This window comes from Halopseudomonas sp., from assembly GCF_036960865.1.
Taxonomy (GTDB): domain Bacteria; phylum Pseudomonadota; class Gammaproteobacteria; order Pseudomonadales; family Pseudomonadaceae; genus Halopseudomonas.
On record NZ_JBALWE010000010.1, the window covers coordinates 34,083 to 46,392 of the forward strand.

Genomic DNA, 12,310 nt, shown 5'->3' on the forward strand with positions numbered 1-12,310 from the left:
TCCGACGCTGTAGGGCATGAAATGAACGCCCGCCTATACTTCAGGGCCGTGTTCAGGTTTCGACAAACCGTGCCTATTCCGGTCAACGTCGCGACTGCCTGACTTCAATAACAACAGGGAAACACCCATGTACAAGATCGAAAACCACAAGGTATCGGACGCCGCGCGCGCGGTCAGCCATCTCGATGAAGCCGGCTACGAGCGCATGTATCGACAGTCGCTGGAACAGCCGGATCAGTTCTGGGCCGAGCAGGCCGAACGGTTTCTGACCTGGGAAAAGCCCTGGAGCAAGGTACACCAGAGCGATCTGAGCAAGGGGGAAGCCGCCTGGTTTATCGATGGCAAGTTGAACGTCAGCGTCAACTGCATCGACCGCCACCTGGCTGAACGCGGCGACGCTACGGCCATCATCTGGGAAGGCGACAACCCCGAAGACGACGCCCACATCAGCTACCGTGAGCTGCACGAAAAGGTCTGCCGTCTGGCCAACGTACTCAAGGCGCGCGGCGTGAAAAAGGGCGATCGCGTTTGCCTCTACATGCCGATGATCCCGGAAGCCGCCTACGCCATGCTGGCCTGCGCGCGCATTGGCGCCGTGCACTCGGTGGTCTTTGGTGGTTTCTCGCCGGATGCGGTACGCGACCGCATTCTCGACTCCGACTGTCAGGCCGTGATCACCGCCGATGAAGGCGTGCGCGGCGGCAAGGCCGTGGCGCTGAAAACCAGCGTGGAAAAGGCCCTGAAAGACTGCCCCAACGTGCATACCGTAGTCACGGTGAAGCGTACCGGTGCAGATATCCCCTGGAATGAGAACCGCGACGTCTGGTACCACGAAGCCATCGCGGCGGTCAGCGCCGACTGCCCGGCCGAGGCGATGGACAGCGAAGACCCGCTGTTCATCCTCTACACCTCCGGTTCCACCGGCAAGCCCAAGGGCGTGCTGCACACCACCGGCGGTTACCTGCTGATGGCGTCCATGACCCACCATTACGTCTTCGACTACCATCCCGGTGAAGTCTACTGGTGTACCGCCGACGTCGGCTGGATTACCGGCCACTCCTACATCGTCTACGGCCCACTCTGTAACGGCGCCACCACCCTGCTGTTCGAGGGTGTGCCCACCTACCCGGATGCGTCGCGCTGCTGGCAGGTGATCGACAAGCATCAGGTCAATATCTTCTACACCGCCCCCACCGCCCTGCGCGCGCTCATGGCCAAGGGCAACGACCCGGTCAAAAGCAGCTCCCGCGCCAGCCTGCGCCTGCTGGGCACGGTTGGCGAGCCGATCAACCCCGAGGCCTGGGAATGGTATTTTGATGTGGTCGGCGAGCGCCGCTGTCCGATCGTCGATACCTGGTGGCAGACCGAAACCGGCGCCGCCATGATCACCCCGCTACCCGGCAGCACCGACCTGAAACCCGGCTCCGCCACGCGCCCCTTCTTCGGCGTGGAACCGGCCCTGTACGACCCCGAGGGCAATGAGCTGGAAGGCGCCACCAGCGGCAATCTGGTGATCAAGCGCTCCTGGCCAAGTCAGATTCGCACCGTCTATGGCGATCACCAGCGCCTGGTTGACACCTACTTCAGCACCTACAAGGGCGTCTACTTCACCGGCGATGGCGCACGCCGTGACGAAGATGGCTACTACTGGATCACCGGCCGCGTGGACGACGTTCTCAACGTCTCCGGGCACCGCATCGGCACCGCCGAGGTCGAGAGTGCCCTGGTGCTGCACGACGCCGTGGCCGAAGCGGCCGTGGTCGGCTGCCCGCACGATATCAAGGGCCAGTGCCTGTACGTGTATGTCTCGCCCATGAACGGCGTGACGCCGTCCGATGAACTGGTCAAGGAACTGAAGAGCTTTGTGGCCGACCAGGTCGGCGCTTTTGCCCGCCCGGAATATATCCAGTGGGCGCCGGGCCTGCCCAAGACCCGCTCGGGCAAGATCATGCGCCGCATTCTGCGCAAGATCGCCTGCGATGAGCTGGATACCCTGGGTGATACATCCACCCTGGCTGATCCATCGGTCGTCGAGGAGCTGATTGCCAACCGACTGAATCAGGCCTGAGACAACTTGCCCTGAAGCTTGTCCTGAACGTGGCCCGCCTCTATGCTTGTGCACTCGAAAAAGTGCCGCATAGAGGAGCCCGTTCATGCAAGAGGTCGTGATTGTTGCCGCCACCCGTACTGCCATCGGCAGCTTTGGGGGCCAGTTCGCCCATGTTCCCGCCCACGAACTGGGCGCAACTGTTATCCGCGCCCTGCTGGAGCAAAGCCAGATTGATCCGGCCATTGTCGATGAGGTCATCCTCGGCCAGGTACTGACCGCTGGCTGCGGCCAGAATCCGGCCCGCCAGGCGGCCATTCATGCCGGCCTGCCCCACGCCGTCCCTGCACTCACCCTGAACAAGGTCTGCGGCTCCGGCCTCAAGGCACTGCATCTGGCTGCCCAGGCGATTCGCTGCGGCGATGCCGAGGTGATGATTGCCGGCGGCCAGGAATCCATGAGCCTGTCCCCCCACCTGATCCCGACCTCACGCACTGGCCAGCGCATGGGCCACGGTCAGATGATCGACAGCATGATCCAGGATGGCCTCTGGGATGCCTTCAACAACTACCACATGGGCATCACCGCTGAAAATCTGGTCGACAAATACAGCATCAGCCGCGAAGAGCAGGACGCCTTTGCCGCTGCCTCCCAGCAAAAGGCGGTCGCCGCACAGCAGGCCGGCCGTTTCGACCGCGAGATCACCGCGGTGACCATCCCGCAACGCAAGGGCGATGCCGTGGTTGTTACCCAGGACGAACAGCCGCGTGACGGCACCACCGCCGAGAGCCTTGGCCGCCTGAAGCCGGCGTTCAAGAAAGACGGCTCGGTAACCGCAGGCAACGCCTCCAGCCTGAACGACGGCGCTGCCGCAGTGCTGATGATGAGCGCCGACAAGGCCAAAGAACTGGGCCTGCCAGTTCTGGCACGCATTGCCGCCTACGCCAATGCCGGCGTCGACCCGGCCATCATGGGGATTGGCCCGGTTTCGGCCACCCAGCGCTGCCTGGCCAAGGCCGGCTGGGAGATAGCCGACCTCGACCTGATCGAAGCCAACGAGGCCTTTGCCGCCCAGGCACTGGCAGTGAGCCGCGAGCTGCAATGGGACATGGACAAGGTGAACGTCAACGGCGGCGCCATTGCCCTGGGCCACCCGATCGGCGCCTCCGGCTGCCGCGTGCTGGTAACGCTGCTGCACAGCATGCTCGAGCGCGATGCCAAGAAGGGCCTTGCCACCCTGTGTATCGGCGGCGGTCAGGGCGTCGCCCTGGCGCTGGAACGCGACTGATTCAGCCTGCTGCATAGGCAATACGGCTTGCCGCGCACAGCGTTGCAAGCCGTATTTGTATCTACACAGAGACTCGTTGCAGCTCGGCGATCAGACGCTCGTCGGCACTGAACTGAACCTCCCGCCTTCTGTCCTATGCTTGATTGCAGCGCCGTCGACTAGACCGCGCCCTCGTGACTCAGTGAATCATCAAGACAAGGGCTCCCCATGGACAGCCAGCCGCTCTCAACCGCCCCCCGACACCAGCCGGTCTACATAGTCGACGGTGCCCGTACCCCCTTCCTCAAGGCGCGCGGTAAACCCGGCCCCTTTACGCCAGTGGATCTGGCTGTACAGTGCGGGCGGCCGCTGTTGATGCGCCAGGGGCTGGACCCTGCCGCCTTCGACCAGGTCATCCTGGGTTGCGTCAATGTTGTGTCCGAAGAAATGAATCCCGCCCGCGTTGCCGCCCTGCGCTTGGGCATGGGCGCGCAAATGCCGGCTTTCACCGTGCAAATCAATTGCGGTTCGGGTATGCAGTCGATCGATACCGGTTACCGGTACATACGTGACGGCGGTGCTGACCTGGTCCTCGCTGGCGGCGCCGAGGCGCTCAGCCATGCGCCCTTGCTGTTTCGGCAAAGCGCGGTCGACTGGTTTGCCGAGCTCAACCAGGCGCGCAGCCTGCCTGCACGCCTCAGGGCGCTGGCACGTTTGCGCCCCAGCCTGATGAAACCGGTGATAGGTCTGGAGCGCGGCCTGACCGACCCAATCGTCGGCCTGAACATGGGCCAAACCGCAGAAGTGGTCGCTCAACTGTTCAACATCGACCGCGAGTCGGCCGATGCCTACGCACTGACCAGTCACCAGCGTCTGGCTGCGGCACAGGAGGCCGGCTGGCTGCAGGACGAGGTAGTGCCGCTGTTCGACAGCAAGGGCAAGCACTACAGCCGCGACGACGGCGTGCGGCCAGACAACTCGCTGGACGCATTGGCCAAGCTGAAACCGGTGTTCGAGAAGCCCTATGGCCAGGTCACCGCCGGTAACAGCTCACAGATCACCGATGGTGCCAGCTGGGTGATTCTGGCTTCCGAGCAAGCGCTGATAAAACACAATCTGACGCCCAAGGCAGTCATCATCGATAGCCACTGGGCCGCGCTTGACCCCGAGATCATGGGGTTGGGCCCCGTGCTCAGCAGCACCGCGCTGCTGCAACGCCATGGCCACCAACTGGCCGATATCGATCTGTGGGAAATCAACGAAGCCTTCGCCGCCCAAGTACTCGCCTGTCTTGAAGCCTGGCAGGACCCGTCTTTCTGCAAGCGCGTGCTGGGTCTGGAAGACGCGTTGGGCCGGCTGGACCCGGCACGCCTGAACGTAGATGGCGGCGCCATCAGTCTGGGCCACCCGGTGGGCACCAGCGGCAACCGCATCGTGCTGCACCTGATCAACGCCTTGCAACGTCATGGCCTGCGCCGCGGCATTGCCACGGAATGTATTGGCGGCGGCCAGTCGGGCGCCATGCTGCTCGAAACACTATAAGGAGCCGACCCGATGAATGCCCCCATCCTCTCTGCTCTGGCGCCTCGGCGCATGGAACTTGGGCCCTTTGGCGCGAGTGAACTGAAATCAACCTCCCGGCAGTGGCAGCACTGGCATCTCAAGCGTGATGAGGCGAATGTTGCCTGGTTGCTGATGGACAAGGCCGATAGCCGTGCCAATGTCTTGTCTGAAGCCGTTCTGCGCGAGCTCAGCGAGGTGATCGCTGCGTTGCAACGCGATATGCCCGCTGCCCTGGTCATCCGCTCAGCCAAGCCCGACAGCTTTTGCGTAGGCGCCGACATCAGTGAGTTTCGCCAACTCAAGACCGAACCGGACGTGATCAACCAGCTGGTTGAAGCCCACCTGCTGGCGCAGAAGATCGTCGACCTGAGCTGCCCCACCATCGCCATCGTGCACGGCGCTGCCTTGGGTGGCGGGCTTGAACTGGCATTGTGTTGCGACTATCGCCTGGCCGTCCGGGGCGCGACCTTCGGCGTGCCGGAAGTACTGCTGGGGCTACATCCGGGGCTGGGCGGTACCGCTCGCCTACCGGATCTGATCGACCCACTGGTGGCCATGGAAATGATGCTGACCGGCCGCACGGTACACGACGCCCAGGCAAGCAAGCTGGGTCTGATCGATCAGTTGCTGGAAGAGCGCCACTTGGCTAAAGCCGTGGCGGCAGTGCTCGCAGATCAGGTTGAGGTCGATCGCCGCAACCTGCGCGCGCGACCCTTCCGGCTGGACTGGGTACGCCGTCTGGCCGCCTGGCGCATGCGCAAGCAGGCCGACAGCAAGGCACCACCGCAGCACTATCCAGCCCCGCGCGCGCTGATCAAACTGTGGGAACGTCACGGCAATAGCCCGGATCAGATGCTACACCGCGAAATCTATTCCTTCGCGCACCTGCTGAACACGCCCGCCTCACGCAATCTGGTGCGTGTGTTTTTCCTGCGCGAGCAACTCAAGGCCCTGGGCGACCCCACCAAGGGCATGCACAAACCCGCGCCGGTGCGCCACGTACACGTTATTGGCGCTGGCGCTATGGGTGGCGATATCGCCGGCTGGTGCGCGTTGCAAGGGCTGCGCGTCAGCCTGTTCGACACCGAGACCAACAACATTGGCTCGGCGGTGCAGAAACTGACCCAGCTCTGCCAGCAAAAACACCGCAGCTCGGCCCAGACCCGCCAGATCCTCGACAACCTGATCCCCGACCCCAGCAACAGCGGTGTAGCAGTGGCCGACCTGGTGCTGGAGGCTGTGCCGGAGGACCTGGAGATCAAGCGCAAGGTCTATGCCGAGGTGGAGCCACGCATGAAGCGCGACGCCATATTGGCCAGCAATACCTCAAGCATCGCGCTGGAAAAGCTGCGCGAAGGCCTGACCGACGCCGGACGGCTGGTGGGCATTCACTTCTTCAACCCAGTGGCACAGATGCAGCTGGTGGAGGTGGTGGCCCACTCCACCGCGCGCAGCAGCGCCCTGGAGCGCGCCACCACCTTTGTCGGCCAAATAAGCCGCCTGCCGGCACCCGTCGCCAGTGCACCGGGTTTTCTGGTCAACCGGGCACTGACGCCCTATCTGGTCGAGGCCATCTGTCTGCTGGATGAAGGGCTGAGTGCAGAAGCCATCGACCAGGTCGCGATCGACTTCGGCATGCCCATGGGGCCGCTGGAACTGGCCGATCAGGTGGGTCTGGATATCTGCGTGGGGGTGGCCGACATGCTGCGCGAACAGCTGGACAGCTACCTGCCGGAAACACCCGACTGGCTCCGCAAGAAGGTGGAAAAGGGCGAGCTAGGGCGCAAGAGCGGCAAGGGCATTTACCGCTGGAAACACGGCGCGGTACAAAAGAAGTACCGCCGCAAACAGGCCCCACGCGGTACCCAGCAGCGCCTGCTGCTGCCGATGCTGAATGCCTGCATGGCATGCCTGCGCGAACAGGTCATCGACGATGCCGACCAGTTGGATGGCGCCATGATCTTCGCCACCGGGTTTCCGCCTTTCCGCGGCGGCCCGATGCATTACGCCGCGCAGTTGGGATTTGATACGGTGGCAGCGCAGTTACAGGAACTGAGCGAAAAACACGGCCCGCGCTTTGCGCCGGATCCTGGCTGGATAACCCCCGCAGATGAGTGAAGCTCCGCGTTGCTTCGATGACGCCGAGGCACTGGTCGATGCGATTTTGCAGCGCCTGGGTAACACCCTGGTGGTTGGGTTGCCATTGGGCCTCGGCAAAGCCAACCACCTGATGAATGCGCTTTACCGGCGCGCGCGTGACAATCCCACCATTTCGCTGACCATCTGCACCGCCCTCACCCTGGAAGCCCCCAGCGCCAGCAGTGATCTGGAGCAACGCTTTATCGGCCCGTTGTCGGCGCGCCTGTTTGCCGACTATCCCGCGCTGGAGTACGCCAGTGCGATACGCCAGGGCACGCTGCCTGCCAACATCAGGGTACGCGAGTTCTTCCTGCGCCCCGGCGGCTGGCTGAGCGTACCGCGCATGCAGCAGGACTATACCAGCCTGAATTACACGCACGCGCTGGATACGCTACTGCGTTGGCAGGTGAATCTGATTCTACAACTGGTGGCAGCGGGCGAACCGACGGCCAATGGTCAGCCGGCGCGTTACAGCCTGAGCTGCAATCCGGACATCAGCGCCGACCTACTGGATCGTCGCCAACGCGGCGAGTTGCAACTGCTCAGCGTCGGTCAGGTCAACCACGCCCTGCCCTACATGCACGGCGCGGCTGACCGACCGGCCGGCGACTTCGACCTGATCCTGCAAGACCCGCAGTACGCGTTTCCGCTGTTCACACCGCCACACAGCCCGGCTGCACTCAAGCACCACGCCATCGCCCTGCGGGTCGCCAGCCTGGTGCCCGATGGCGGCACCCTGCAAATCGGCATTGGCTCTATTGGCGATGCGATTGCCCATGCCCTGCGTCTGCGCCAGCAGCAACCGCTCGACTTTCAGCAAGTGTTACAACGTCTGGAATCTACTCAAGCACTGCTTGATCGGCACTGCGAGCCTTTTCAGGCCGGTCTGTACGGCGTCACCGAAATGCTGGTGGAGGGTTTTCTTGCTCTCGTCGAGGCAGGCGTCATCAAGCGTGAGGTAGATGGCAAACTGATCCATGCCGGCTTCTTTATCGGCAGCCCGGTATTCTACGAAATCCTGCAACGCCTGCCGCCGGACACGCGCGACAGGATCGCCATGATGCCGGTGTCCTTCACCAACAGCCTGTATGGCCATGAGCAGTCCAAGCGCGCGGCGCGTCAGCAGGCGCGCTTTATCAACAGCGCGCTGATGGTCAGCCTGACCGGCGCTGTGACCTCCGACGGCCTGGCCGACGGGCAGGTAATCAGCGGCGTGGGCGGCCAGTATGACTTTATCGCCCAGGCCTTCGCCCTCGACGACGCACGGGCGATCATCACCCTGCCGGCGACGCGCACCCACAAGGGCCGGGTCAGCTCCAACATCTGCTGGCAGTACCCGCACACCACCATCCCGCGACACTTGCGCGACATGGTGGTGACTGAATACGGGGTGGCAGACCTGCGCGACAAGAGCGATGCCGAGGTGATAGACGCCATGCTGTCGATATGCGACGCGCGCTTTCAGGAGGGGTTGATGATCCAGGCGCAACGCGCCGGGAAACTGCCTGCGGACTACCGCCTACCGGGCTCCTACCAGCGCAATACGCCAGAGCAATTGGCCTCCCTACTGACCGAGGCGCAGCAGCAATTGCTGCCCGCGTTCCCGCTGGGCAGCGGTCTGAGCGCAGAAGAGGAGGACCTGGCGCAGGGCCTCGGTGAGCTGAAGACACTCAACGGTAACCGCAGGGCGATGCTGTCTCTGTTGTGGCGGGGTTGGCGCCACCGTGCCACGCCGCGCCAGCAGGCGGCACTGGAACGCATGCAGTTGGGTGCGGCAACAGGGCTACGCGAGCGAGCCTACCGCGCGCTGTTACTCGCTACACTGCCAGCCTGAACTGCTCAGATGTCCGGTAACTGACCGCTGGCCTGCAGTGCGCTGGCCTTGCGCTCCTGCATCGCGGCACGCATCTTTTCGGCAAGCGGCGCGCTCAGTAGGCGCTGCAGAAAATCCAGGTTGTGCCCTTTGGAGTGGCAGTAACGAAACACCTCATTGATCGTCGGGTAGATCACATCGGCCTTGCGCACGGTCAAGCTGTCGCCCGCCTGCAGACTGCCCGGCTGCAGTACCCTCGCGTAGGCACCACAGCGTTCAGCCTTGACGAAGCGCTTGGCAAAGAGCTTGTCGCCCACGCGTGCCGCGAGCGTAGAACAGGGAATCCGCGGTGCGGTAATCTCCAGCAGCAGATCACCGGCCTGCAGACGGTCACCGATACGCAAGGTCGGCCACCAGTGCGAGACCGTCAGGTTCTCGCCGAAGAAGCCGGGGGCCAAGTCGCGCTGCAGCTGCGCCGCCCACCAGTCGATGTCGTCCTGGCTATACAGGTAGACCGCCTGATCAGCGCCGCCGTGATGCTTGAGATCACCAATAAAGTCATCGCTGAGCCCCCGCGCGTCAATCGCTACCCGGCCGCTCAGCGGCTGTTTGAAATGGCCGGTACGCGCCTCACGGCGCCCTACCAGCAGTGATTTTGGCGCGCCCGCGTTAATGGAAACCAGTTGCACTTCATCGGTAGACAGAGACATATGACAGCTAACTCCAACAGGACAAGGCAGAGGCGGCAGTGCAACGCGTCAGCCATCGGCTGTCAACCACGCCGGCGCACCAGATAATTGCGGCCTAGAAACAGAAAGTGTGCTGCGCCCAGCATGGGCATTACCACCAGCAACAGCGTAGCTGCGGGTGACAGGCGCATCATCTGATAAAACACCAACAAGGCGCCAATGCCAACCAACAGGGTGAGCACTATAGCGCTGGGGCCGGCAACCTCCCGCCTCGGGTAAGCCACCTTCAGGACCAGCTGACTAACGCCCCAGAGTCCGATAAAGCCGCCCAGCAGCAGGCCGGTCAGTTGCCAGCGCAGCAGCGGCTCGGCGTTATCGGCGAAAGCTATCGGCAAGGCCACCAACCCCATCCCCAGCAGCAACACCGGGCTGGCAAAACAGAGGATTGCCTCCAGCAGGTAGACCCGCCCGCGGCCACGCAACAGCGCAACAAAGCCACTCATCAACCAACCACCACAACCCAACCGAGCAATGCCGTCATCAACATCAGCAGCACGCAGCCAAGGGTAAATAGCCGACGGCGCAGCGGTACCTGGTTGCTGCCCGTATGTACCAGAGCATGGGCGAGCCGGCTGAGCACGAATAGCCAAGCCAACAGCTGCGCCAACCAGCCCGCTGCTCCCAACTGCAGCAGAGCCAGCACTAGCACATAGAAGAGCACAGGGACTTCAAACTGGTTACGGATGCAGTTGTTGATCTGCAGTACGCTGTCGGGCCAGGCATCATCATGCAAAGCGCGGCGCGCCTCGTCGACCACTCCTGCCGTCAGCGCCTTGGCCTTGGCGCGGGTGAGCGCTATGTATAACCCCAGCGTCAGAGCAATTTGCAGCAACAGAGGTAGCAAAATCAGGTGCGTGGTCATCTTGTTGTTTTCCTGGGACCGGGAGTCGCCAAGATAGCCGCCCCCGGCACCGACAGCAATGCAGGCTCAGTCCAATGTCTTGCTCATACGATAGCGCGGCAACAACACACCCGCGCGCTCCACCTCCTCGCGTGCTTCGCTGACGAAACCCTGGCGCAAGAAAAAATGCTGCGCCAGCAGACTGGCTTCGGTCCGCAGCCAGCCAACGCCACGGCTACGCAGGCGCGCTTCGGCATCGCGATACAGCGCACTGGCCACGCCGCGCCGCGCTGCCGTTGGCGCACAGAACAGCATGTCGATATGCCCATCATGGGTGTAACCGATAAAGCCCAGCAACCCGGTTTCGTCTTCGGCCAGCAGGCACTGCAGACCGGCCAAGCGCTGCTGCCAGAAGCCCATATCGGGCGCCAGCGGCGCCCAGGCATGGCACTGCGCCGGCGTATAATACTCACCCGCCAAGCCATGCACAGAGGCGGTAAAAAGCGCGACACAGGAGACCGTGTCGGCGTCAGAGCCCTCACGCAGATGCATTGCGAGTCCAGTCAAACTCCATCTGGCGCGCGGTGCGTTCGGCCAGATCGCGCGATTGCAGACGCGCCACCAGATGCAGGCTCATATCGATGCCCGCGGAGATGCCGGCCGAGGTGATCAGCTTGCCCTGATCTACCCAGCGTTGCTGCTCGACAACCTCGAGCTGCGGGTAGCCCGCACGTAGATCGGCAATATCCTCCCAATGGGTGGTGACCCGCTGGCCCTGCAACAGGCCGGCCTCAGCCAGCAGAAAGGCTCCGGTACAGACCGACGCCATAATCTGCACCTGGGTAAACTGCTCGCGCAGCCAGTGCAATACGTCCGGCTGCTGCAGTTGCTCGGTATGTACACCACCCGGCACGATCAAGGCGTGCAGCGGCGGGTGATCGCTCAGCCCGTGATCTGGGGCAACATGCATGCCGCCGCGTGCCAGTACCAAAGCCGAATCCCGCGCAATCAATGACACTTTGAAGCAGCCGCTCGGCGCACTCAACCGCGCCGCGGTAGAAAACACCTCGAAGGGACCGGCAAAATCCAGCACCTCAACCTGATCGTAAAGATAAATACCGATGTTCACTGTCACTCCTTTTCAGCGTAGCCAGACAACAGTGCCTCACGCTGACGCTGGGGCAGCGTCTGCAACGCACGCGCGTAGGACCAATCAATGAGCCCACGCAGCTGCTCGCCCGGCATCTGCTCTACGTTGATCAGCGTAATCCAGTGAAAGCGCTGCAGGTAGCGGGCGGGCTGGATACCGGGTTGATCCGTCAGCTCCAGAAAGCGCTCGGGCATGACCCTGACGCTGAAGCGCCACTGTTGCGGTTGGCTGGTTTTGAAGTAGGCAAAACGCTTGTCTGCCAGCCGGTACACCAGCACATTGGTCGGCGTATCGTGCAGCTCGCTGCTGACGCCGGGTAGCACCGCGCAATAGGCCTTGACCTCATTAACCGTCATCTTCATCGCCTTGGCCGGCATACACCTGAGCCTTGCCGTGACGCGCCTCCAGCCCCTGCCGCTGCGGCCGGCTCAGCCCCTTAACCACCAGCGCGTAGGAGTGATCGATCATACGTTGCAGCTCCCCCGTCGGGATGGAGCCATCATCGCGCACCGTGTTCCAGTGACGCTTATTCATGTGATAGCCGGGCGTGACCGCCGGGAACAGATCGCGCAGCCCAATTGCCTGCTGCGGATCACACTTGAGATTGATGCACATCGCGCCCTCACGGCGCATGACCAGGGCAAACAGCTTGCCCTGTATCTTGAACACAGCGGGCTCAGGGCCAAACGGGAAGTCTTCTTCGGCTTCAGGCTTGCTGAGCAGGTAACGGCGCAAATCCAT

12 protein-coding genes are annotated in these 12,310 nt (G+C 62.8%); 5 read left to right on the forward strand and 7 right to left on the reverse strand.

Annotation, left to right across the window (positions count from 1 at the left end; genetic code table 11):
* The first annotated feature begins 127 nt into the window (after window positions 1-127).
* The 5 genes from acs to V7747_RS14645 all read left to right on the forward strand — a co-directional run bounded on the left by acs (window position 128) and on the right by V7747_RS14645 (window position 8,850).
* Complete coding sequence (acs, locus tag V7747_RS14625) at window positions 128-2,068, forward strand: acetate--CoA ligase (RefSeq protein ID WP_335616756.1); 1,941 nt, start codon at window positions 128-130, stop codon at window positions 2,066-2,068.
* An 85-nt stretch (window positions 2,069-2,153) separates the two neighbouring features.
* Window positions 2,154-3,335, forward strand: coding sequence for an acetyl-CoA C-acetyltransferase (locus V7747_RS14630; protein ID WP_335616757.1), 1,182 nt, complete (start codon window positions 2,154-2,156; stop codon window positions 3,333-3,335).
* Window positions 3,336-3,542: 207 nt separating this feature from the next.
* Window positions 3,543-4,856 carry an acetyl-CoA C-acetyltransferase gene (locus V7747_RS14635; RefSeq protein WP_335616758.1) on the forward strand — a complete coding sequence of 438 codons (1,314 nt, stop codon included), beginning with the start codon at window positions 3,543-3,545 and terminating at the stop codon, window positions 4,854-4,856.
* 12 nt (window positions 4,857-4,868) lie between these two features.
* Window positions 4,869-6,995 carry a 3-hydroxyacyl-CoA dehydrogenase NAD-binding domain-containing protein gene (locus V7747_RS14640; protein ID WP_335616759.1) on the forward strand — a complete coding sequence of 709 codons (2,127 nt, stop codon included), beginning with the start codon at window positions 4,869-4,871 and terminating at the stop codon, window positions 6,993-6,995.
* A complete protein-coding gene (locus V7747_RS14645; RefSeq protein ID WP_335616760.1) occupies window positions 6,988-8,850 on the forward strand; it encodes an acetyl-CoA hydrolase/transferase C-terminal domain-containing protein in 1,863 nt (620 codons plus the stop codon). The genes V7747_RS14640 and V7747_RS14645 overlap by 8 nt, the downstream gene beginning before the upstream one ends.
* Window positions 8,851-8,855: 5 nt before the next feature.
* Here V7747_RS14645 and V7747_RS14650 read toward each other — a convergent pair whose 3' ends face one another.
* The 7 genes from V7747_RS14650 to V7747_RS14680 all read right to left on the reverse strand — a co-directional run bounded on the left by V7747_RS14650 (window position 8,856) and on the right by V7747_RS14680 (window position 12,310).
* Window positions 8,856-9,539, reverse strand: a complete 684-nt coding sequence (locus tag V7747_RS14650; protein ID WP_335616761.1) for an MOSC domain-containing protein — start codon at window positions 9,537-9,539, stop codon at window positions 8,856-8,858.
* A 62-nt stretch (window positions 9,540-9,601) separates the two neighbouring features.
* Entirely contained in the window at window positions 9,602-10,021 is a 420-nt protein-coding gene (locus tag V7747_RS14655) for a hypothetical protein (protein WP_335616762.1), read from the reverse strand.
* A complete protein-coding gene (locus V7747_RS14660) occupies window positions 10,021-10,440 on the reverse strand; it encodes an MAPEG family protein (protein ID WP_335616763.1) in 420 nt (139 codons plus the stop codon). Before V7747_RS14660 ends, V7747_RS14655 begins: the two co-directional genes overlap by 1 nt.
* A 66-nt stretch (window positions 10,441-10,506) precedes the next feature.
* Window positions 10,507-10,971 carry a GNAT family N-acetyltransferase gene (locus V7747_RS14665; protein WP_335616764.1) on the reverse strand — a complete coding sequence of 155 codons (465 nt, stop codon included), beginning with the start codon at window positions 10,969-10,971 and terminating at the stop codon, window positions 10,507-10,509.
* Window positions 10,958-11,554: a DJ-1/PfpI family protein gene (locus V7747_RS14670; protein ID WP_335616765.1), complete on the reverse strand. Its 597-nt coding sequence runs from the start codon at window positions 11,552-11,554 to the stop codon at window positions 10,958-10,960. The genes V7747_RS14665 and V7747_RS14670 overlap by 14 nt, the downstream gene beginning before the upstream one ends.
* A complete protein-coding gene (locus V7747_RS14675) occupies window positions 11,551-11,925 on the reverse strand; it encodes an MmcQ/YjbR family DNA-binding protein (RefSeq protein ID WP_335616766.1) in 375 nt (124 codons plus the stop codon). Before V7747_RS14675 ends, V7747_RS14670 begins: the two co-directional genes overlap by 4 nt.
* Window positions 11,915-12,310 carry an MmcQ/YjbR family DNA-binding protein gene (locus V7747_RS14680; RefSeq protein ID WP_335616767.1) on the reverse strand — a complete coding sequence of 132 codons (396 nt, stop codon included), beginning with the start codon at window positions 12,308-12,310 and terminating at the stop codon, window positions 11,915-11,917. Before V7747_RS14680 ends, V7747_RS14675 begins: the two co-directional genes overlap by 11 nt.